The organism is Parviterribacter multiflagellatus (assembly GCF_056863265.1).
In genome coordinates, this window is record NZ_JBXPIZ010000001.1 from 35693 (window position 1) to 56343 (window position 20651).

The 20651-nt window shown below is 73.4% G+C and carries 20 protein-coding genes and 1 other RNA gene; 19 read left to right on the forward strand and 2 right to left on the reverse strand.

The genetic code is table 11. The features are described from left to right. Positions 1 to 29: 29 nt before the first annotated feature. Positions 30 to 2453 (reverse strand): LamG-like jellyroll fold domain-containing protein, encoded by a 2424-nt coding sequence (locus AC1UE5_RS00175; RefSeq protein ID WP_482920037.1) that lies wholly within the window; start codon positions 2451 to 2453, stop codon positions 30 to 32. Between the two features lie 134 nt (positions 2454 to 2587). On the opposite strand from AC1UE5_RS00175, the gene AC1UE5_RS00180 reads away from it, so the two are divergent. Both AC1UE5_RS00180 and AC1UE5_RS00185 read left to right on the forward strand, forming a co-directional pair. Beyond that, positions 2588 to 3766 (forward strand): S41 family peptidase, encoded by a 1179-nt coding sequence (locus AC1UE5_RS00180; RefSeq protein WP_482920038.1) that lies wholly within the window; start codon positions 2588 to 2590, stop codon positions 3764 to 3766. Continuing rightward, positions 3763 to 5544, forward strand: coding sequence for an RNB domain-containing ribonuclease (locus tag AC1UE5_RS00185; protein WP_482920039.1), 1782 nt, complete (start codon positions 3763 to 3765; stop codon positions 5542 to 5544). Before AC1UE5_RS00180 ends, AC1UE5_RS00185 begins: the two co-directional genes overlap by 4 nt. On the opposite strand, the gene AC1UE5_RS00190 is transcribed toward AC1UE5_RS00185, so the two are convergent. Further along, on the reverse strand, positions 5526 to 6011 hold the full coding sequence (locus tag AC1UE5_RS00190) for a heme-degrading domain-containing protein (protein WP_482920040.1): 486 nt from the start codon (positions 6009 to 6011) through the stop codon (positions 5526 to 5528). The genes AC1UE5_RS00185 and AC1UE5_RS00190 overlap by 19 nt on opposite strands. A gap of 21 nt (positions 6012 to 6032) precedes the next feature. Between AC1UE5_RS00190 and smpB the strand changes: the two genes are divergently transcribed. The 17 genes from smpB (at position 6033) to AC1UE5_RS00275 (ending at position 20636) form a co-directional block, all read left to right on the forward strand. Then, on the forward strand, positions 6033 to 6512 hold the full coding sequence (gene smpB / locus AC1UE5_RS00195; RefSeq protein WP_482920041.1) for an SsrA-binding protein SmpB: 480 nt from the start codon (positions 6033 to 6035) through the stop codon (positions 6510 to 6512). A gap of 178 nt (positions 6513 to 6690) precedes the next feature. Then, positions 6691 to 7061, forward strand: a transfer-messenger RNA (tmRNA) gene (gene ssrA, locus AC1UE5_RS00200). Between the two features lie 99 nt (positions 7062 to 7160). Continuing rightward, positions 7161 to 7343 (forward strand): hypothetical protein, encoded by a 183-nt coding sequence (locus AC1UE5_RS00205; RefSeq protein ID WP_482920042.1) that lies wholly within the window; start codon positions 7161 to 7163, stop codon positions 7341 to 7343. Positions 7344 to 7513: 170 nt separating this feature from the next. Beyond that, positions 7514 to 8263, forward strand: a complete 750-nt coding sequence (locus tag AC1UE5_RS00210; protein ID WP_482920043.1) for an IclR family transcriptional regulator — start codon at positions 7514 to 7516, stop codon at positions 8261 to 8263. Between the two features lie 138 nt (positions 8264 to 8401). After that, complete coding sequence (locus AC1UE5_RS00215; RefSeq protein ID WP_482920044.1) at positions 8402 to 9397, forward strand: PfkB family carbohydrate kinase; 996 nt, start codon at positions 8402 to 8404, stop codon at positions 9395 to 9397. Then, positions 9394 to 10035: a bifunctional 4-hydroxy-2-oxoglutarate aldolase/2-dehydro-3-deoxy-phosphogluconate aldolase gene (locus AC1UE5_RS00220; RefSeq protein WP_482920045.1), complete on the forward strand. Its 642-nt coding sequence runs from the start codon at positions 9394 to 9396 to the stop codon at positions 10033 to 10035. Before AC1UE5_RS00215 ends, AC1UE5_RS00220 begins: the two co-directional genes overlap by 4 nt. Next, complete coding sequence (locus AC1UE5_RS00225; RefSeq protein ID WP_482920046.1) at positions 10025 to 10930, forward strand: dihydrodipicolinate synthase family protein; 906 nt, start codon at positions 10025 to 10027, stop codon at positions 10928 to 10930. Before AC1UE5_RS00220 ends, AC1UE5_RS00225 begins: the two co-directional genes overlap by 11 nt. Then, on the forward strand, positions 10930 to 11763 hold the full coding sequence (locus AC1UE5_RS00230; protein ID WP_482920047.1) for an amidohydrolase family protein: 834 nt from the start codon (positions 10930 to 10932) through the stop codon (positions 11761 to 11763). The genes AC1UE5_RS00225 and AC1UE5_RS00230 overlap by 1 nt, the downstream gene beginning before the upstream one ends. Further along, complete coding sequence (locus tag AC1UE5_RS00235; protein WP_482920048.1) at positions 11760 to 12905, forward strand: mandelate racemase/muconate lactonizing enzyme family protein; 1146 nt, start codon at positions 11760 to 11762, stop codon at positions 12903 to 12905. Before AC1UE5_RS00230 ends, AC1UE5_RS00235 begins: the two co-directional genes overlap by 4 nt. After that, positions 12902 to 13639 (forward strand): SDR family NAD(P)-dependent oxidoreductase, encoded by a 738-nt coding sequence (locus AC1UE5_RS00240; protein ID WP_482920049.1) that lies wholly within the window; start codon positions 12902 to 12904, stop codon positions 13637 to 13639. Before AC1UE5_RS00235 ends, AC1UE5_RS00240 begins: the two co-directional genes overlap by 4 nt. Further along, entirely contained in the window at positions 13636 to 14349 is a 714-nt protein-coding gene (locus tag AC1UE5_RS00245) for a PIG-L deacetylase family protein (RefSeq protein WP_482920050.1), read from the forward strand. The genes AC1UE5_RS00240 and AC1UE5_RS00245 overlap by 4 nt, the downstream gene beginning before the upstream one ends. Next, the gene (locus tag AC1UE5_RS00250; RefSeq protein ID WP_482920051.1) at positions 14346 to 15425 is read left to right on the forward strand and encodes a M24 family metallopeptidase; all 1080 of its coding nucleotides are present in this window, start codon (positions 14346 to 14348) and stop codon (positions 15423 to 15425) included. The genes AC1UE5_RS00245 and AC1UE5_RS00250 overlap by 4 nt, the downstream gene beginning before the upstream one ends. A 25-nt stretch (positions 15426 to 15450) precedes the next feature. Continuing rightward, entirely contained in the window at positions 15451 to 17022 is a 1572-nt protein-coding gene (locus AC1UE5_RS00255; protein ID WP_482920052.1) for an ABC transporter substrate-binding protein, read from the forward strand. 1 nt (position 17023) lies between these two features. After that, positions 17024 to 17986, forward strand: a complete 963-nt coding sequence (locus AC1UE5_RS00260; RefSeq protein WP_482920053.1) for an ABC transporter permease — start codon at positions 17024 to 17026, stop codon at positions 17984 to 17986. A gap of 1 nt (position 17987) precedes the next feature. Then, on the forward strand, positions 17988 to 18863 hold the full coding sequence (locus AC1UE5_RS00265) for an ABC transporter permease (protein ID WP_482920054.1): 876 nt from the start codon (positions 17988 to 17990) through the stop codon (positions 18861 to 18863). Continuing rightward, entirely contained in the window at positions 18860 to 19852 is a 993-nt protein-coding gene (locus AC1UE5_RS00270; RefSeq protein WP_482920055.1) for an ABC transporter ATP-binding protein, read from the forward strand. Before AC1UE5_RS00265 ends, AC1UE5_RS00270 begins: the two co-directional genes overlap by 4 nt. Next, entirely contained in the window at positions 19845 to 20636 is a 792-nt protein-coding gene (locus AC1UE5_RS00275) for an ATP-binding cassette domain-containing protein (RefSeq protein ID WP_482920056.1), read from the forward strand. Before AC1UE5_RS00270 ends, AC1UE5_RS00275 begins: the two co-directional genes overlap by 8 nt. The last annotated feature ends 15 nt before the right edge of the window (positions 20637 to 20651 follow it).

The window sequence follows — 20651 nt, forward strand, 5'->3', positions numbered from 1 at the left end:
CGCACACGGCTCCCGAGGGACGCGGGCGGCTAGCGCACCCGCACGGTCGCGGTGCGGCGCACGGTCCTGCCGTCCACCGTCAGCGCGACCTCGACGCGGTAGCGGCCCGCGCGCACGCCCTTCGGGACGCGGATCGTCACCGTGCCGGCGCGCTTGGCCGCCACCGTGAACGTCCGGGTCGCCTTCTTCGCGAACCGCTTGGCCGACGTCGCGCGGCGCAGCGTCACGCGGACGCGCCCCGCGCCGGTCACCCGCACGCGCAGGCGGCGGTCGCCGTACGTCAGGCCGCTGATGCGCAGCGGCGCGGCGGTCGTCGCGTTCGGCTTGGCCGGGGCCGTCGTGGGCGCGGGGGCGGCGACCGGGGCCGGCGCGGGGCTCTGCGGCTGGGCCGGCGGCTGCGGCTGCTGCGGGTTCTGGGGCTGCTCGGGGTTCTGCGGCTGCCCGGGCTCCTGCGGCTCCTCCGGCGCGACGTACGTGCGCGCGGTCAGCCACTCGTCACGCTCGAGCGGGTGGTTGACGATGCGCGTCTCGCCGATGCAGCCGAGCCAGCCGTCCGCGGTCTTGCCCTCCCACGTCGAGGAGCCGATGCGCCACGGCTTGTTGCCGGTCGCCAGGCCGATGCCGCCGTCGGTCGGGTTGCGCAGCACGGGCGCGCCGTCGACGTAGAGCGTCGTGTAGCCGACCTTCGGGTCGTTCACGGCGGCGATGTGGAGCCACCGGTCGTTCATGACCTCGCCCGACCAGTTGGAGCGCTCGCGCATCGGCGACACCGACGCGGCGTTCCACTGCACCTCGCGCAGGCTGGAGATGGCGAGCGTGAAGAGCGGCTCGTCCGGGTCGCCCGGCGTCAGGCCGGCGATGTCGGCGCGGCGGCCGTCACGGGTCAGCGCGCCCATCCAGGCGCCCAGGCCCGACGTCCACGACTGGTCGATCTTGATGAACGACTCGATCGTGTAGCCGTTCGGGAACGTCGCGGCGTTCACGGGCGCGTCCGGGGCGGTCTGCAGGTAGCTGATCCGCATCGGGCTCTTGGCGTTCGTGAAGCACGCGCTGCCGGCGTCGGCCGACAGGTAGGCGTGGTCGGTGGAGCGCTTGACGTCGTCGAGCTGCGGCGCGTTGCCGGCCTCGGCGTCGAGCGCCACGCGCTTCATGTCGTTGTCGCCGGCGATGTCCTCGACCGTGGCGCCCGGCGCGATCGTGCCGGCCGTGCCGCCGAACCGCCAGTGCGCGAGCGTGCCCTCGACCTTCGGGTAGTCGCTGGCGTCGTGCGGCGCGGCCGGGGCCTCGACCTCGGGCTCCGTGTAGCCCTCGAGCACCGACGCCTTGGCCTTGTCGAGCAGCGAGCCGTGCGACGGCGCCGGCACGGTCACCGGGCCCTCGAACCCGCCGAACCGCGCGTCCCAGTCGATGTCGAGCCGCAGGTTCTCGTTCTCCCCCGGCAGCACGGCCCGGTCGTACTGGGGGATCAGCGTGTCCGCCGGCTTGAGGCGGATCCACGGCGACACGACGGTCGTGTCGATGCGGTCGTTCGTGAAGTCGAACTCGAGCAGGCCCAGGTACGCGTTCCCGCCCTGGTAGGCCATCTGGTAGTCGAGCAGGATCTGGTCGACGCTGTGGCCGGCGCTGTTGGTCTTGCGCAGGTGCGCGGCGCCGTGGTTGTGGCCGCTCAGCGTCAGGAAGATCTGGTCGTTGTCCTTGATCAGCTCGTCCCAGAGCTTCAGGCCGTACGGCGTCTCGGTCGCCGTCTTGCCGTCACCGGCGATGCCGAGGATCTCGTGGGTGGTGAGGATCACCGGCAGCGTCGGGTGCGCGTCGATGACGTCGTTGGCCCACTGGATCGCGTCGTCCGAGGCCTGCCACGACATGGCCAGGACGAGGAACTCGCGGCCCTCGGCCTCGAACGTGTGCCACTCGTGGAAGCCGGACGTGTGGCTGCCGCCGTACCCGGCCTGGTCGTCCCGCTCGGTGACCGGGAACCGCTTGGGGTAGTTCTCGGCCGACATCGTGCGCTGCGCGTCGGTCTCCCACGGGCGCGCGACGTCGTGGTTGCCCGCGAGGATCGAGTACGGGACCTTGGCGTCGGTGAGCGTCTGCATCGCGGCCTCGGCGACGTCCCACTCCTGCGACTTGCCGTGCTGGTCGACGATGTCGCCCAGGTGCATGACGAACGGCATGTCGAGCGCGCTGTGGTTGTCGGCGATCCACTTCGTCTGCGTGGCGTACGGCTCGCTGCCGTAGCGCGCGTGGAAGAGGTTGCCGGTCTCCGGCGTCGCGTACCGCGAGTAGAACTGCGTGTCGGGAAGGACCGGGAGCAGGAAGCTCGAGCGCTGCCCGGCGTCCGCGGCCTCCGCGGCGGACGGCTCGCTGAGCGCGGCGTGGAGCGGGACGAGTGCGGCGCAGGCGGCGGTCAACGCGGACCAGCGCGCCGCCCTGCGCAGGGTGGGGGATCTCATCGGCGGCGACCGTAGGAACGGCCCCCACAGCGCCGGGTGATGGACACGTGAGCGTCCGGTGATCGTCCGGTGAACACGCGTCAGTCGTTGCTTGACCCGCCGTTGAGGCCGGACGCCTATCGTGCCCTGCGTCTATGAGAGCACCCTTCGCCGCCCTGCTGGGCCTGCTCGGCGCCCTGTTCCTCGGGATGTGGCTGGGCGGGCACAGCGCCTGGCTGCCCGATCCCCTCCGCGACGTCGTCCGCAGCGACGAGCAGCAGGTCGTCGACGACGCGATGGCGCGGATCGAGCGCGACTACTACCGCGAGATCCCCAAGAGCGAGCTGGCCGACGAGTCGATCCGCGGCATGGTCTCCGGCCTGGACGACCGCTTCTCCGCGTACTTCGACCCCAAGGAGTACCGCGAGTTCCGCGAGCAGAGCGACGCCCGGTTCAGCGGCGTCGGCATGAACGTGCAGGCGGTCAAGAAGGGCCTGCTCGTCACGCACGTCTACGACGGCTCGCCGGCGAAGAAGGGCGGCCTGAAGGTCGACGACGTCATCGTTCAGGCCGACGACGTCAAGCTCGCCGGCAAGACCGCGGAGTTCGGCTCGGCGAAGATCAAGGGCGAGCCGGGCACGAAGGTGCGGCTGACCTACGAGCGCGACGGGAAGCAACGCACCGTGGAGCTGACGCGCGCCGAGGTCTCGATCCCCGTCGTCGCCACCGAGACGGAGCGGCGGGGCGGCAAGGAGTACGCGGTCATCCGGCTGGCGACGTTCAGCTCGGGCGCCCACGCGGAGGTGTACGCCGCGGTCCGCAAGGCGCTGAAGGACGGCGCCGACGGCATCGTGTTCGACCTGCGCGGCAACGGCGGCGGCCTCGTGGACGAGGCGCGCCTGATCGCGTCGGCGTTCATCAAGGACGGCGAGATCGTCACGACCGAGGGCCGCTCGGTGCCCGAGCGCGTCTACCGCGCGACCGGCAAGCCGGTGGCGCCCGACACGCCCATGGTCGTGCTGGTCGACCAGGGCACGGCGTCGGCCTCGGAGATCGTCGCGGGCGCGCTGCAGGACACCGGGCGCGCGCGGCTCGTCGGCACGCGGACGTACGGCAAGGGCGTCTTCCAGGAGGTCGTCGAGCTCGACAACGGCGGCGCGCTCGACATCACCGTCGGCCAGTACTTCCTCCCGTCCGGGCGCAACCTGGGCGGGCGCGGGACCGACCCCGGCTCGGGGCTGACGCCGAACGTGCGGGCGCAGGACAAGGAGTCGACGCCGAAGGTCGACGAGGGCGTGGACGCCGCGGTCAAGGCGCTCGCCGCGTCTCCGTGAGCCCGCGCGAACACGGACGGCAGTCGCGGGGCCCGCGCCACAACGTGGGGGCGCCGCTCGTCGTGCAGCTCTCCCGGCGCGGGAAGGCGTGGATGGGCGAGCCGTTCCTGGAGCCGGGCGGGCGGGTGCTGCTGGAGCGCGACAAGCGCCTGCGCGAGGGCGCGATCGCGTACGTGCGCACGACCGGCGCAGGCCGCGGGGCGCACGCGAAGCTCCTCAAGCTCATCGGGACGGCCGACAACGCGAGCGACGTGCTCGAGGCGCTGATGCTCCACCGCGGGCTGCGGCGGCGGTTCGACCCGGCGGTCGAGCGTGAGGCGCGGGCGGCGGCCGAGGGCGGCGGCCGGACGGGCAAGGGGCGGCGCGACCTCACGGCGCTCCCCACCTTCACCATCGACCCGGTCAGCGCGAAGGACTTCGACGACGCGATCTCGGCGGAGACGCTCGGTGAGGACGCCTGGCGCGTGTGGGTCCACATCGCGGACGTGACCGCGTTCGTCCCGGCCGACTCGCTGGTGGACCGCGAGGCGTACCGGCGCGCCACCAGCGTCTACGTCCCCGGCCGGGTCGAGCCGATGCTCCCCGAGGCGCTGTCGAACGGCGCGTGCTCGCTGCGGCCGGGCGTCGAGCGGCTCGCGGTCACCGTCGAGATGGAGGTGCGCGGGACGCGGGTGGTGCGGTCGAGCTTCTACCGCTCGCGCATCCGCTCCGACGAGCGGCTCGACTACGACCAGGTCGACCGGATCTTCGCGGGCGTGGGGACGGTGTCGGAGCCGTCGATCGAGGCGCCGTTGGCGGCGGCGCGGGCCGCGGCGGCGGCGCTGGGGTCGGCGCGTGCGCCCCAGGCGATCGCGGTCGACAGCGCCGAGCCCGAGTTCGTCTTCGACCGGCGCGGCCACGTCGAGCAGGTGCGGCCGGTCGTGCAGACCGAGTCGCACCGGCTGATCGAGCACCTGATGATCGCGGCCAACGAGCAGGTCGCGGGCGTGCTGGAGGACGGCAAGGTGCCGGCGCTCTTCCGCGTGCACGAGAAGCCGCGGCCCGAGGCGGTCGTGCACTTGGCGCGGCAGCTCGACGCGCTGGGGATCCCCGGCCCGGCGGTCTCGGACGTGCTGTCGCCGGACGCCGCGGCCGAGGCGGCGGTGGAGCTCTCGCGGGCGGTCGAGGCGGAGGTCGCGCGCCGCGACGGCGTCGGCCGCGCGGGGCTGTCGACGCTCGTGCTGCGGACGCTCAAGCAGGCCTGGTACTCGCCGAAGAACCTCGGCCACGCCGGGCTCGGCTCGCCGCGGTACTGCCACTTCACGTCCCCGATCCGCCGCTACCCGGACATCGTCTGCCACCGCGGGCTGCTCAGCGCGGTCGGCGCGGGGGAGGAGCCGTACCCGCGTTCGCGGCTGCTGGAGGCGGGCGAGTGGACGTCGGGCCGCGAGCGCGACGCGGCGGTGATCGAGCGCGACGCCGACGACGTCGCGCGGGCGTTCCTGCTGGAGCGGATGCTCTTCGAGGACGGGCGCGGAGCCGCGGGCGACCGCGAGTTCGCGGGCGAGATCGTGTCGCTGATCTCGTCGGGCGCGTTCGTGTCGTTCGGCGACGGGTTCACCGGGATGCTGCCGGTGCGGCGCCTGCGTGGCGACTGGTGGCAGCTCGACGAGCTCGGCGTGCAGCTGATCGGGACCGAGTCGGGCAAGCGCATCCGCCTCGGCGACCCGGTCCGCGTGACGGTGGGGCGGATCGACGCGCCGCGCGGGCGGGTCGACCTCTACCCGGCCGCGGTCTGAGCTTCGAGGAAGGCGGCGAGCACCTCGACCACGAGCGCGTGGTCCTCGCGCTGGGGCAGGCCTGAGACGGTCACGACGCCGACGACGCCGACGTCCTTGATGCGGATCGGGAACGCGCCGCCGTGCGCGGCGTACAGGTCCGGGTCGAGGCGGCTCGAGTCCTCGAACGTCGTCCCCTTCTGCCGGGCCTCCTCGCCGACGCGCAGGCTCGACTTGCCGTAGCGGGTCACGACGCGGACCTTCCGCTCGATCCACGCGTCGTTGTCGGGCGCGCTCCCCGGCAGCGCGGCGTGGAAGAGCTGGTGCCCGTTGCGGCGGATGTTGATCGCGACCGGGAGCTCCCGCTCGGCCGCCACCTTGCGCAGCCGCTTGCCCAGCGCCCAGGCGTCGTGCTCGTCGAAGCGGGTGAACACGAGCTCCTGCTCCTGCTGCTGCAGGTCGGCGAGGGTGGGGTGCGGGGTGGTCATGCCAATAGATTGAAGGGTTCGATGGCGAAGAGGGGCAAGAAGAAGGCGGCGCCCGGCGACGTCGCGAGCAACCGCCAGGCGGCGTACCGGTTCGAGCTGCTCGACAAGTACGAGGCCGGGATGGTGCTGCGCGGCACCGAGGTGAAGGCCCTGCGCGAGAGCGGCGCCCAGATGAAGGACTCGTACGCGACCATCCGCGACGGCGAGCTCTGGCTGCTCAACCTCCACATCCCGCCGTACAAGCCGGCCGCCCGCGACAACCACCCGCCCGAGCGCGACCGCAAGCTTCTCCTCAACCGCCGCGAGATCGACAAGATCGTCGCGTCGATGAACGAGAAGGGCCTCACGATCGTCCCCACCCGGATCTACTTCTCCAAGGAGGGGCGGGCGAAGGTCGAGGTCGCGATGGCGCGCGGCAAGGACCGCTTCGACAAGCGCCAGTCGATCAAGGAGCGCGAGATGAAGCGCGACCTCCAGCGGGCGGTCTCCGAGCGCTACTGAGCGCCGCGCCGCGCCGCTGACCCTCCCAACGTCCCTGCTCGTCGGCGCGCTGGGAGCCTTAGGTGCATGGAGCACGGCTGTTCCTCCCACCGTCGGCGTCGGCCGGACGATGGGAGCCTTGGCGGGGTCGCACAAACACGTGTTCGCGAGCTAGAATGGCTCGCGTAGTCACATCCCCGGGGACGACAGGCTTCGACGTGGTTGTTCGTGGGGATGGTCGCGAGTCGAGGTTCCGGCATGGCCTCGTAAAACCGCCGGAAAACCATACGTGCGGACTCTCACGAGTACGCCCTCGCCGCGTAGTCATTAACCACTACGTAGGTTGAGGTGCCGCCCCCGGCCCGCCCGCCGCCGGGATGTGCGGTATCAGAATGCGGGCTCACCCCGGAAGGTCCGCCTCCGCTGACCGGGGAACACCTCAGGAGGCTGGCTCCCCCGGACCTCGCCAGTGAAGCGATGGGGGAGCGAGACACAGAGCACTGGCTACGCTCGTAGAAGCCATCCTTTACGCGACTGCGGACGCGGGTTCAATTCCCGCCGTCTCCACCTCATGAAGGCCCCGCCCACCGCGGGGCCTTCGTCGTTCTTGCGCCGCGGCTCGGGCTTGCCGGCCGTGAGGCCGCGGGTCGAGCCTGCGATGATCCGGCGATGTCGGAGGCCGGTCAGCGGCTCGCGTCGCGCTTCGCAGCGGTCGGCGTCCAGCGGGCCGGCATCCTGCTGCTTCGGCCCGGCGACGCGGTCCGCCTGGTGCACGAGGCGCAGGCGGCAGGCGTGGAGGTCTACGGGCTCGACGCGTTCCTGCTCCATCCCGACGATGGGTCGAGCCGGTGATGGAGCTGGACGTCACCGGCTCCTACGAACCGTGCCTGGCAGTTCTGGGGGAGCACCTCGAGGGCCCGTGCTGGTTCGAGGTGACGTTCGACGACGAGTGACGCGGTCCGCACGCCACGCGGCGCGCCAGGCCGGAGCCTGGGGTGTTCCCTGGTCCTATGCTTCGCGGGATGCCACCCGTGCCCGCCGTCAAGCGCGCGCTCCAGGTGCTCGAGCTCCTGGTGCACGAGCGGGACGGGCTGACGCTCAGCGACCTCGCCGCACGCACGGGGATCCCCACCGCGAGCGCCCACGCGATCGTGCACACGCTCGCGGACGCCGGGTACGTGACGCGGCGGACCGAGGGGCGGAGCCAGTACTGGGAGCCGACGCTCGCGATCTACCACCTCGGCTCGAAGCTGATCGAGCGGTTCGGCATCCGCGACGTCGCGCGGCCGCACCTGCAGCGGCTGTCGGACGCGCTCGGCATCCCCGCGCACCTCGGCGTGATGGTCGGCGACGACGTGATGTACCTGGAGAAGGCGGCCGCCGAGTCGTTCATCCAGTTCGCGACGTACCCGGGCAAGCTGAGCCCGTACGAGCTGACGGCGCTCGGCCGCGCGATCGTCGCGTGGCTGCCGGAGGAGGAGCGGGCGGCGCTCAGCGCCGGCGCCGGCACGCCGCTCGCCGCGACGCTCGAGACGGTGCGCGCCCGCGGGTTCGCGGTCGAGGACGGCGACGAGACCGACGGCGTCGGCTGCATCGCCGCGCCGGTCTTCGGCCAGGACGGCCACGTGATCGGCAGCGTCGGCATCACCGGGTTCTCGCGCGACCTCTTCCCGGGCGACGCCATCCCCGCCGCGCCGCTCGTCGTCGACGCCGCCGCGTCGATCTCGGCCGAGCTGGGGCACGCCGCCCCGGTCGCCGCCGCCGGCGACTAGCACTCGTCGCGGGGCCCACCCGGGCTCACGGTCCCTCCGTCGCTCGCCCGCCTACCCGCGGGCCGTTTCGTCGTGCACCCTTGACAGGGACACGCAGTCCCATATTCTACATCTCGAATGACGATTCGAGATATCGAATTGAGCGCGGTTGAGGAGCTGCGTGGGTCGGACCGGCCGGTGGCGGACGTCGTCACTGTCGGCGAGGCGCTCCTGCGGCTGGCCACGCCGGCGGGCGCGCGGCTGGCCGACGCCCCCGCGCTCGACGTCCACGTCGCCGGGGCGGAGGCGAACGTCGCCGCCGCGCTGTCGCAGCTCGGCGTGCGGGCGCGCTGGATCAGCCGCCTCCCCGACCACGCGCTCGGCCGCCGCGTCGCCGCCCGCCTGGCCGCCGCCGGCGTCCTGGTCGACGCGATCGAGTGGGCGCCCGAGACCGAGCGCCTCGGCCTCTTCTTCTCCGACACCGGCGTCGCGCCGCGCCCCGCGCAGGTCACCTACGACCGCGCCGCCTCCGCGTTCACCCGTCTCACCAAGCTGCCGCAGGGCGCCCTCGCCGGCGCCCGCCGCCTGCACCTCACCGGGATCACCGCCGCGGTCGCGGCGCCCGGGCTCGTGGAGGACGTCCTGGCGCAGGCCGCCGAGCGCGACATCGCGGTCTCCGTCGACGTCAACCACCGTGCGCTCCTGTGGGACGCACCGACGGCTCGTCTCGGCCTGCACCCCCTCCTGTCGCAGGCCGAGACCGTCGTCTGCTCCGAGGCCGACGCCCGCACCGTGCTCGAGCTGGAGGGCGACCCGCACCAGGTGCTCCACGGCCTCCGCGCGACGTGGGCGCCGCAGGCCCGCCACGTCGTCCTCACGCGCGGCGCCGACGGGGGCATCGCGCTCGACGCGCACGGCGCGGCGTACGAGCAGGAGGCGGTCCCGGCGACCGTCGTCGACCGCTTCGGCATGGGCGACGCCTTCACCGCCGGCCTCCTGTGGGGCCTGGGCGAGGGGGCCGGGCTGGAGGAGGCGCTGCGCGCCGCGGCGACGCTCGCCGCGCTCAAGGCGACCGTGGCGGGCGACCTCGCGCAGACCACCGCCGAGGAGCTGCGCGCCGCGCTGCGCCCCACCACGCGGACGGTGCTGCGATGACCGCCCGGGACGCCGTCGGCCTGCTCGAGCGCGAGCGCCTGCTGGCGATCGTCCGGACGGCCGATCCGCGCGTCGCCCACGAGACGTTCACGGGGCTCGTCACCGCCGGCGTGAAGATGGCCGAGCTGAGCCTCTCGCCGCCGAACGGGATGGAGACCTTCACGCGCTGCGTCGCGGAGTTCGGCGACGAGCTGACCCTCGGCGCCGGCACGGTCCGCACCGTCGCCGAGGCCGAGCGCGCCCTCGCCGCCGGCGCGAAGTTCCTCGTCGCGCCGGACCTCGCCCTCGACGTGGTCGCGTTCGCGCAGGAGCGGGACGTGCTCCATCTCCCCGGCGTCCTGACGCCGACCGAGGTCGGCCAGGCGCTCGACGCCGGCGCGCCGCTGCTCAAGCTCTTCCCCGCCGCCCGCATGGGTCCCGAGTACGTGGACGACCTGCTCGGCCCGTACCCCGGCGCCCGCCTGATCCCGACCGGCGGCATCGATGCCGCCAACGCCCCCGACTACCTCGCCGCCGGCGCCGTCGCCGTCGCGTTCGCCGGCTCGCTCGCGGCCCCCGACGCCGAGGGCGTCGCCGCGAAGGCCGCCGAGGCCCTCCTGATGCTCACCCGGACCCCGAAGGACATCCATGCCCGTTAGCGGAGTGCTGCCCGTCATCCCGACCCCCTTCCGGGACGGGACGTTCGACCGCGAGAGCTTCGCCAGGCTGCTCGACCACTTCCTCGCCGACGTCGACGGCTTCACCCTGTCGGGCAGCACCGGGGAGGCGCCGTCGCTCACCGACGACGAGCGGCGCGCGGTGGTCGAGCAGGCGATGGCCCTGACGCCGCCGGGCAAGACCGTCGTCGTCGGCTGCTCCCACACGAGCGCGCAGGTGAGCGCCGACCTCGCGCGCCACGCCCAGGCCCACGGCGCCCACGGCGTGCTGGTCTGCGCGCCGTTCTACTTCCACAACGACCCGCGGGGCATCGAGGCGCACCTCGCCGCCATCGACGCCGCGATCGACATCGACCTCGTCTTCTACGACAACCCGGTCACGACGAAGACGAAGGTGCAGGCCCACTGGGTGATCGAGTGGGCGAGCCGGCTGGAGCGCCTGACCGCCGCCAAGCTCACCGACCACGACCTGGCCAAGATCCCGCTCTGGAAGGCGGCGGGGCTCAACGTCTTCGCCGGCGACGACGCGATCCTCTCGCAGTTCCTCGCCGCGGACATCGACGGCGCGATGGTGATCGCCCCGGCGGTGCTGCCCGCGTCGTTCGCCGCCGTGTGGGAGCTGCGCCAGCGCGGCGACCTCCCGGGCGCCCTGGAGATCCTCAGCCGCGAGGTCGTGCCCTTCCTGCACGCGTTCGGCATCGGCGACGAGATCGCGACCACGAAGACGCTGCTCGCCGACCTCGGCATCTTCGCCAGCGACGAGCTCCACAGCCCGCTGCAGCCCGTCGATCCCGCCCGTCGCGCGCAGCTGCGCCAGGCGTTCGAGCTGGGTCGCGCCGCCGCCGAGGCGCGCGTGGCCACCGGGGCGGTCGCCTGATGATCGACTGCCACACCCACGTCGGCGACGAGCGCCACTTCAGCGCGGAGTTCGTGTCCGACATGGTGCGGGCGTGGGGCCCGGCGGCCAACCCGATCCGCTCCCTGGAGGAGCACTGGGAGGCCGTCGCCCCGGTCGACAAGGCGATCGTGCTGGCGTTCGCCGCGCCGCGCATCGGCTTCGACGTGCCGAACGAGTACGTGGCCGAGGACGTCGGCGGGCACCCGGAGAAGCTCGTCGGGTTCGCGAGCGTCGACCCGTCGGTGCCGGGCGCGGTGGAGAAGCTCGAGCGCGGCGTCGCGCTCGGCCTGAAGGGGCTCAAGCTCGCCCCGACGTACCAGGGCTTCGACCCGCTGAGCGACGCGTCGATGGCGGTCTACGAGGCGGCGCAGGACCTGCGGCTGCCGATCATGTGGCACCAGGGCACGACGTTCGTGCGCACGGCGGAGCTGCGCTACGCGCTGCCGCTGCAGATCGACCAGGTCGCGATCCGCTTCCCCGAGCTGAAGATCGTGATCGCCCACCTCGGGCATCCGTGGATCGACGACACGCTCGTCGTGATCCGCAAGCACCCGAACGTCTTCTCCGACGTCAGCGCGCTGCACCCGCGGCCCTGGAAGCTCTACAACGCGCTCATCGGGGCGCTGGAGTACGGCGTCGCGCACAAGCTGCTGTTCGGGACCGACTGGCCGTTCGTGGAGCTCGACGGCTCCATCGCCGGGCTGCGCGACGTCAACCGCTTCACCGAGGGCACCGCGCTCCCGCGCGTGCCGGACGACGTGATCGAGGACCTGCTCGAGCGCGACACCTTCGACCTGCTGGGGCTCGCGTGAGCGCGCTCACCGTCACCGACGTCGAGGTCCTGATCCTCGACAGCGGCGTCGAGTACGGCCAGCCCGCGCCCGGCGGGGAGCTGGCCGGCCCGCGCCACCAGACGGTCATCCGCGTGTCGACCGATGCCGGCATCACCGGCCACGCCGACGTCGACTCGCACCCGTGGGTCGTCAAGGCGATCGTCGAGGCGCACCCGCACATCCCCGACTTCTGCGCTGGCCTGAAGGACGCCGTCGTCGGGCTCGACGCGTGGGACCGGCAGACCGCGTGGGAGCGCATGTACGCCGCCGCCTACTACCACGGGCGCCGCGGTCCGGTGATCCACGCGATGAGCGGCATCGACATCGCGCTCTGGGACATCGCTGCCCGCGCGGCCGGGCAGCCGATCGCCGCGCTCCTCGGCGGGCGCCGGCGCGACAGCGTCCGCGCCTACGCGTCGACGCTCTTCCGCGACACGCCCGAGGCGATGCGCGAGGCGGTCCGCACGTACACCGCGCAAGGCTTCACCGCGATCAAGTTCGGCTGGGGCCCGTGGGGCGCGGACCCCAAGCGCGACCGCGCGCTGCTCGCCGCCGCGCGCGACGAAGCCGGCGACGACGTCGCGATCATGGTCGACGGCCACCTCCACGGCGATCGCGCCGCGGTCACGGAGACGGTCCGCGCGCTGGAGCCGCTGAGCCCATTCTGGGTGGAGGAGCCGCTCCCCGCCGACCGGCCCGGCGCCCTGCAGGCGCTCGGCCGCGCGACGTCGCTGCGCATCGCCACCGGCGAGCAGCTCGGCGGCATCAGCGAGTTCGAGGAGCTGCTGGCCGAGCCCGGCGTCTCCGTCGTCCAGCCCGACCTGTCGCGCTGCGGCGGCTTCACCGCGCTCCAGCAGATCGTCGAGCTGGCCCGGCGCCGCGACGTGCTCGTCGTCCCGCACGCGTGGTCGTCGCACCTGCTGACCGCGGCGACGCTGCAGGCCGCGGCGTGGCTGCCCGACGAGCCGTTCGTCGAGGTCAACGCGTCCAGCGTCCCGCTCGTCGAGGAGCTGGCGCCGCTCGACCTCGACCTCGCCGGCGGGCGCGTCACGGTCCCCACCGGGCCGGGCCTGGGCGTCGAGGTCGACCCCGCCGTCATCGACCGGTACCGCGTGGCATGAGCGTCGCGGTCGTCACCGGCGGAGCGGGCGGCATCGGGAGCGCGATCGTCCGCACGCTCGCCACGGCCGGGCACGACGTCGCCGCGATCGACCTCGCCCCGGGCCCCGTCGAGGGCGCGCGCCTGACCCTGCAGGCCGACGCGAGCGACGCGGCCGCGATGGAGGCGGCGGTGGAGCGCGTGCGCGGCACGCTCGGCCCGGTCGGCATCGCGGTCGGCACGGTCTCCCACGAGCACCACGGCGGCGCCCTCGACGTCAGCGGCGACGACCTCGCGCGCAGCGTCGCGGGCACGGCCGGGGCGGCGCTCGCCCTCGCCCAGCCGGCCGCACGGCAGATGATCGACCACGGCGAAGGCGGCCGGATCGTGCTCGTCGGCTCGCTCCACGGCACGCTCGCCTTCCCCGGCGTCGCCGCGTACAACACCGCCGAGGCGGCGCTGCTCGGGCTCGCCCGCTCGCTCGCCCGCGATCTGCTCCCGCACCGGATCGCCGTCAACCTGGTGGAGCCGGGCTGGATCGACACGCCCGGCGAGCGCGCGTTCTACACCGAGGAGCAGCTGCGCGCGGCCGGCACGCGGATGCCGTGGGGCCGGCTCGGGCGCCCCGACGACGTCGCCGGCGCGGTCGCCTACCTCGTCTCGGACGCCGCCGAGTACGTCACCGGCACCGCGCTCCGGGTCGACGGCGGGATGTCGCTGGCCATGACCGAGCTGCGCAGCGGAGGCCAGGCGTGAACGTCGCGGTCGTCATCGCCCACCAGGACGACGAGCAGGGCTGCCTCGGCACGCTGCTGCGCCTGCGCGAGGAGCGCGGCGCGCACGTCACGTTCATCGCCCTGACCAACGGCGACAAGGGCGCGTCGTGGGACTCGGACAAGCCGCTCGCCGCGGTCGCTGCGACCCGCGACCGGGAGATGCGCGCCGTCGCCGCCGAGCTGGACGCGGACTACGTCTGCCTCGGCCGCCCCGACGGCTTCCTGCTCGACGACGAGGCGCTGCGGCGCGACCTCATCGAGGCGCTGCGCAAGAGCGGGGCCGAGCTCGTGTTCACCCACTTCACCGACGACTACAACGAGGACCACGTCGTCACCGCGCGCGTGACGCTCCACGCCGCGCTGCTGAGCGAGATCGCGTCCGTCCACACCGCGAGCCCCGCGCTCCCGCACGCGCCCGCGATCTTCCACATGTCGCCCGGCCCCGGCTACGCGTTCGACGGCACGCACTTCGTCGTGCTGAGCGAGGAGCAGGCGGCGGAGAAGGCGCGCATCCTGCGCCTGCACGCCAGCCAGATGGACGTCATGCGCGAGCTGCGGGGCGTCGACTACGCCGACCTCGTCGGCGACGCCGACCGCGCCACCGGCGCCCGGCTCGTCGCCCCGTACGCGGAGGTCTTCCGCCCGTGCCTGCGCGAGCGCCGCATCCCGACCGCCTCGGTGCTGCCGTGAGCCTGCCTGACCGCCATGGCCTCGCGCTCGAGATCGCGGCGTCCGCCGGCGCCGACGCGCTGCTCGCCGCCGACCCCGCCACGGTCCACTGGCTCACCGGCGTCGCCGCCGACGTCGAGCCCGGCCCCAGCCCGTTCGCGCCGTCGCCCGCCGTCGTGCTCGCCCCGAGCGCGCCCGCGCTGCTGATCATCAGCGCCGACGACGCGCCCGCGCAGGCCCCCGACGGCATGGAGCTGCGCGTGTACGAGGGCTTCACCACCGGCCCGCTGCTCGGCCCGCGCCACGCGGTGGAGTGGGCGGAGGTCGCGCTCGTCGGCCGCCGCCGTGTCGCGGTCGACGGCCTGGCCGCGCGCGGCCTCGTCGCGGCGGCGTCCGGCGCGGCGGCGGTCGACGTCGCGGGGGCGCTCCGTGACACGCAGGCGGTCAAGGACGCCCAGGCGCTCGCGGCGATCCGCGCCGCGCTCGCGGTCGCCGACGCCGGCCAGGCCGCGGCCCGCGCCGCGCTCGGGCCCGGCACCACCGAGATCGAGCTGTTCGGCGCCGTGCGTGCCGCGATGGAGGCCGCCGCCGGCGCCCGCGTCCCCGTCCTGGCGGACCTGGTCAGCGGCCCGCGCACGGCCGGGATGGGCGGCGCGCCGTCGGCCCGGGCCCTCGCGCCCGGCGAGCTGGTCCTCTGCGACCTGGCCCCGCGCGTCGCGGGCACGTGGGGCGACTCCTGCGCCACCCTCGCGGTCGGCGAGCCGCCGGCCGCGGCACGCAGCGCGTACCGGCAGGTGCGGGACGCGCTGGAGCGTGCGATGGAGCGCGTGCGGCCGGGCGCGGTCGCGGGCGACGTCGACGCCGCCGTCCGGGCGGGCCTCGACTACCCCCATCACACGGGTCATGGGATCGGCAGCTCCTACCACGAGGCCCCGCGCCTCGTGCCGGGAGACCCGACGGTGCTGCGCGAGGGGATGGTCATCGCCCTCGAGCCCGCGCTGTACGCCGACGACTTCGGCATCCGCCTCGAGCACGTGGTCCACGTGACCGCCGGCGGCTGCGAGGACCTCTCCACCCACGGGCTGGAGCTGCAGTGACCCCAGACACCCAAGGAGCCCGCGCATGAAGCGCCTCTTGGCCGTTCCCCTTCCCCTCATCGCGGCGGCCACGCTGGTCGCCTGCGGGGGCGACTCGTCCAACACCGACAGCGCCGCCGGGACCCCCGCCGCGGGCGGCACCGGCACCGAGCAGGCCGCCGCGCCGGCGCAGGGCGGGACGCTGACCATCGGGGCCGCCTCGGGCATCCCGCAGCTCAACCCGGTCATCAAGGGCACCGCCTGGGAGGAGGCGCTGTACCCGCTGCTCTGGGACGGGCTGACGAAGATCGACAAGGCCGGCAAGGTCGCCCCCGACCTGGCCACCGAATGGGAGGCGTCGGAGGACAACAAGACCTGGACGTTCACGCTGCGCGACGGCGTGAAGTTCAGCAACGGCACCGCGGTCACGCCGCAGGTCATCGTCGACAACTTCGAGTACTACCAGGACCCGGACACCGCAACGCAGCAGAAGACGGCGCTCGAGCCGGTCAAGAAGGTCGCGGCGAAGGGATCCAACCAGGTCGAGATCACGCTGTCGGAGCCGAACGCGCTCCTCCCCGAGGTGCTCGTCCCGGTGAAGATCGTCGACACCAAGTCGCTGAAGACGATCGACAAGGCCCCGGCCGTCACCGGCCCGTACAAGGTCAAGGAGTTCGTCCCGGACGACCACGTCACGCTCGTCCGCAACGACGAGCACTTCGGCGACAAGCCGGCGCTCGACGAGATCCGGATGGTCAAGGCCTCCGACTCCACGTCCGCGGTCACCTCGCTGCGCTCCGGCGACCTCGACGCGCTGTGGTCGGTCCCGTCGTCCGACATCCCGCAGCTCGAGCAGCAGGGCGACCTGACCGTCGTGAAGCCCGAGGTGACCGGCCAGTACGTCTCGTGGGAGGTCGACATGAAGTCGCCGCCGTTCGACGACGTCCGCGCCCGCCAGGGGCTGGCCTACGCGATCGACCGCGAGGCGATCCTGAAGGCCGCGTACTACGGCCAGGGCACGGTCTCCAAGACCAACACGCCGCTGGCGGAGAACTCGCCGTGGTTCGGCGGCCAGCTCACCGACTACAGCTACGACCTCGACAAGGCCAAGGAGCTGTTCGAGGCCGCCGGCGTCAAGAAGTTCACCTGGTGGGGCGTCGCCGGCCAGTACCCGGAGTGGAACACCAGCGCGCAGATCCTCCAGGCGAGCCTGAAGAAGATCGGCGTGACGATGGAGATCAAGAACAACGAGCTGTCCAGCTGGCCGGCCAAGTTCTACCCGGCGGGCAAGAAGTTCCCGGGGCTCGTCGTCCCGAACTTCCAGTCCTTCAGCGCTGACCCGTCCTTCCAGCTCGGCTTCCTGCGCGATGGCCGCTGCGAGTGCAACTGGGAGAGCGCGGAGTTCGAGAAGACGTTCGAGGAGGCGCTCGCGACCAGCGACGAGGCGGCGCGCAAGGCGCTCTGGCACAAGGCCCAGGAGCAGATCAACAAGGAGGTGCCGATCTACGTCCCGGTCCAGAATGCCGTCGCCACCGCGACGAAGAAGTCGGTCGTCGGCCTGTGGGTCGAGGCCTCCGGCACCCCGCACCTCGAGAGCGCCGGGCTCGCCGCGGAGTGACGTGACCCGGTACCTGGTCACCCGTGTGGCGACGAGCGTCCTGATGCTCGTCGCCACGTCGGTCATCGTGTTCGCCGTGCTGCGCGCGCTGCCCGGCGACCCGGTGCTGACGCGGCTGGGCGCGACGCAGGGCGTCTCGGAGGAGACGATCGCGCGCGCCCGCGCCGAGCTGGGGCTCGACAAGTCGATCCCGGCGCAGTACTTCAGCTGGCTCGGCGGCGTCCTGCGGGGCGACCTCGGGACGTCCTACTTCAGCCAGTTCGAGGTGCGCACGCTCGTCGGCCGGCGGATCGTCCCGACGCTCGAGCTGACGTTCCTCGCCGTCCTGGTGGCGACGCTCGTGTCGCTGCCGCTCGCGATCGCCGGGGCGCTGCGCCCGCGCGGTCGGCTCGACAACGCGATCTCCGCGCTCTCGTCGCTCGGGATGGCGTTCCCGCCGTTCGTGGCGGCGATCTTCCTGCTCATCCTCTTCAGCGTCGAGCTCGGCTGGCTGCCCGCGCGCGGGTACGTCCCGTTCGTCGACGACCCCGTCGAGAACCTGCGCCACATGGTGCTGCCGACGGTGACCGTGGCGACGGTCGCCGCGCCGCTCATCCTGCGGTACCTGCGGGCGGAGCTGGTGCTTGCGCTCGCCGCGCCGTACGTCCGCACGGCGGAGGGCAAGGGCGTGCCGCGCGAGAAGGTCGTGCTCCGGCACGCGCTGCGCAACGCGCTGCTGCCGGCGCTGACCGCGGTCGGGCTGATCTTCGGCTACACGCTGGGCGGCGCGGTGCTCGTCGAGTACGTGTTCGGCCTGCCCGGGCTCGGCTCGCTCTCGGTCGAGTCGGCCCTCAAGCGCGACTACGCGGTGCTGCAGAGCGTCGTCCTGCTCCTGTGCGCCGGCGTCGTGCTGACGACGCTCGTGGTCGACCTGCTGTCCCGGTTCCTCGACCCGCGGCTGCGGATGCCGCGTGCGGAGAGCTGAGATGGCGGCGACGTCCACCGAGGCGCACGTCGCGCTCGCGCCGTCCGCCGGCCTGCGCGCCCGCGTGCGCCGGGCCCGCCACCCGGGGGCGCTGGCCCTCGCCGGCGGCGTGCTCGTCCTGCTCGTCGCGCTGTGCGTGATCGGCCCGCTCATCGTGGCCGACCCGAACGAGCAGGACCCCGCGAACGCGTTCGCCGGCGTCAGCGCGTCCCACCTGCTCGGCACCGACGACCTCGGCCGCGACCTCTTCAGCCGCGTACTGCACGGCGGCCGGCTGACGCTGCTGGTGAGCGGCGGCGCGGTGCTCGTCGCGTTCCTGCTCGGCACGACGTGGGGCTTCGTCGCCGCGATGCGCCGGGGGATCGTCGACGAGGCGCTGATGCGCACCGCGGACGCGTTCATGGCGATCCCGCAGCTGCTCTTCGCGCTCGTCTGCATCTCGGCGTTCGGCGCGTCGCTCCTGAGCCTCGCGCTGGTGATCGGCGTGCTGCTCGCGCCGTCGACCGCCCGGCAGGCCCGGAGCGCGGCCCTGGGGGAGATGAGCCGCGACTACTACGCCGCCGCGATCGCCTACGGGGCGACGAAGCGGCGCCTGCTCGTGCGCGAGCTGCTGCCCAATACGACCGGCTCGCTCGCGGTGCAGGCGGCGATCAACGCGGCCGGGGCGATGATCCTGGAGGCGTCCTTGAGCTTCATCGGCCTCGGCGTGCAGCCGCCCGACGCCTCGTGGGGGACGCTGCTCCAGCAGGGCTACGCCTTCCTCTACCAGCGGCCCGGCTACGCGATCTTCCCGGGGCTGGCGATCCTGCTGACGATCTGGATGCTCAACGTCATCGCCGACCAGCTCGGCCAGGGCGCGCATCGGGGGCGGGCATGAGCGACAACGCCCTGAGCGTCCGCGACCTGACGGTCTGCGCGGGTGACGTCCCGATCGTCCGCGACGTCGCGTTCGACCTCGCCCCGGGCCGCCGGCTCGGGCTCGTGGGGGAGTCGGGGAGCGGCAAGACGATGACCGCGCTCGCGGTCATGGGCCTGCTGCGGCGGCCGCTGGCGATCACCGCCGGCGCGGTGCTGCTCGGCGACACCGACCTGCGCGGGCTCAAGCGGCGCGAGCTCGACCGCGTGCGCGGCGGGCGGATCGCGATGATCTACCAGGACCCGATGGCGTCGCTCAACCCGCTCCACCGGGTCGGGGACCAGATCGTCGAGGCGATCCGGCTCCACACGCCGCAGCCCAAGGCGCAGGCCCGCGCCCGGGCGATCGAGCTGCTCGCCGACGTGGGCATCCGCGACCCGCAGGTGAAGGTCGACGCGTACCCGCACGAGCTGTCGGGCGGCATGCGCCAGCGCGTCATGATCGCCATGGCGCTGAGCGCCGAGCCGGAGGTGCTGCTCTGCGACGAGCCGACCACCGCGCTCGACGTCACGACGCAGCGGCGGATCGTCGAGCTGCTCGTGCGGATCTCCGAGGAGCGCAAGGTGGCGATGGTGCTCATCACCCACGACCTCGGCGTCGCCGCGGGCTTCTGCGACGACGTCGCGGTGATGTACGGCGGACGGCTCGTGGAGCGCACGAGCGTCTCCGAGCTGTACGTGCGCCCGCGCCACCCGTACTCGGAGGCGCTGCTCGGCGCGGCGGTCGACCTGACCGCGCCGCTCGACCGGCCGATCCCGACGATCCCCGGCCAGCCGCCGATCGCCGGCCAGCTGCCGCCGGGCTGCTCGTTCCACCCGCGCTGCCCGCGTGCGCAGGACGTCTGCCGCGTGGAGCGGCCGGCGCTGCTACCTGCGGGGCCGGCTCTTGCCGCCTGCCACTTCGCCCCCGACCGCGCCGCCGCTCCGCAGGAGGTCCCGCACGGTGTCTGATCCCCTCGTCGAGGTCACCGGCCTCGTCAAGACCTACGGCGCCGCGCGCGTCGTCGACGACGTCTCCTTCGCCATCCCCGCGGGCGAGACGTTCGGGCTCGTCGGTGAGTCGGGCTCGGGCAAGTCGACGAGCGCCCGCTGCCTGCTGCGGATGATCGACGCCGACGGCGGCGACATCCGGTTCGCCGGCACGGACGTGCGGGCGCTGCGCGGCGAGGCGCTGCGCAAGCTGCGGCGGCGGATGCAGGTCGTCTTCCAGGACCCGCACGGCTCGCTCAACCGCAGCCAGACCGTCACGCAGATCCTCCAGGCGCCGCTGGCCGCGCACGGCATCGGCGACCGGGCCTCGCGGCGCGCCCGCGCGGCGGAGCTGCTCGAGCTCGTCGGGCTCTCCACCGCCCACGGCGACCGCCGCCCCGACCAGCTCTCCGGCGGCCAGGCGCAGCGCGTCGCGATCGGCCGCGCGCTCGCGCTGGAGCCCGAGCTGGTCGTCCTCGACGAGGCGGTGTCGGCGCTCGACGTGTCGATCCGCGCGCAGATCCTCAACCTCCTGCGCCGCCTGCAGGACGAGCTGGGGCTCACCTACCTCTTCATCTCCCACGACCTGGCCGTGGTCCGCTACATGGCGCAGTCCGTGGCCGTCATGCAGCACGGCCGGATCGTGGAATCCGGGCCGCGCGAGCGGCTCTTCGACGCACCGCAGCACGAGTACACCCGTGCGCTCATGGACGCCGTCCCGGTCGCCGACCCGGTGGTCGAACGGCCTCGCGTCCTGGGCGTGTAGATCCCATACCCACAG

Coding starts and splice junctions, on each gene's coding strand:
- AC1UE5_RS00175 (WP_482920037.1), bottom strand. CDS start 2,453: ATGAGATCCCCCACCCTGCGCAGGGCGGCGCGCTGGTCCGCGTTGACC.
- AC1UE5_RS00180 (WP_482920038.1), top strand. CDS start 2,588: ATGAGAGCACCCTTCGCCGCCCTGCTGGGCCTGCTCGGCGCCCTGTTC.
- AC1UE5_RS00190 (WP_482920040.1), bottom strand. CDS start 6,011: ATGACCACCCCGCACCCCACCCTCGCCGACCTGCAGCAGCAGGAGCAG.
- smpB (WP_482920041.1), top strand. CDS start 6,033: ATGGCGAAGAGGGGCAAGAAGAAGGCGGCGCCCGGCGACGTCGCGAGC.
- AC1UE5_RS00205 (WP_482920042.1), top strand. CDS start 7,161: ATGTCGGAGGCCGGTCAGCGGCTCGCGTCGCGCTTCGCAGCGGTCGGC.
- AC1UE5_RS00210 (WP_482920043.1), top strand. CDS start 7,514: ATGCCACCCGTGCCCGCCGTCAAGCGCGCGCTCCAGGTGCTCGAGCTC.
- AC1UE5_RS00220 (WP_482920045.1), top strand. CDS start 9,394: ATGACCGCCCGGGACGCCGTCGGCCTGCTCGAGCGCGAGCGCCTGCTG.
- AC1UE5_RS00225 (WP_482920046.1), top strand. CDS start 10,025: ATGCCCGTTAGCGGAGTGCTGCCCGTCATCCCGACCCCCTTCCGGGAC.
- AC1UE5_RS00230 (WP_482920047.1), top strand. CDS start 10,930: ATGATCGACTGCCACACCCACGTCGGCGACGAGCGCCACTTCAGCGCG.
- AC1UE5_RS00240 (WP_482920049.1), top strand. CDS start 12,902: ATGAGCGTCGCGGTCGTCACCGGCGGAGCGGGCGGCATCGGGAGCGCG.
- AC1UE5_RS00255 (WP_482920052.1), top strand. CDS start 15,451: ATGAAGCGCCTCTTGGCCGTTCCCCTTCCCCTCATCGCGGCGGCCACG.
- AC1UE5_RS00265 (WP_482920054.1), top strand. CDS start 17,988: ATGGCGGCGACGTCCACCGAGGCGCACGTCGCGCTCGCGCCGTCCGCC.
- AC1UE5_RS00270 (WP_482920055.1), top strand. CDS start 18,860: ATGAGCGACAACGCCCTGAGCGTCCGCGACCTGACGGTCTGCGCGGGT.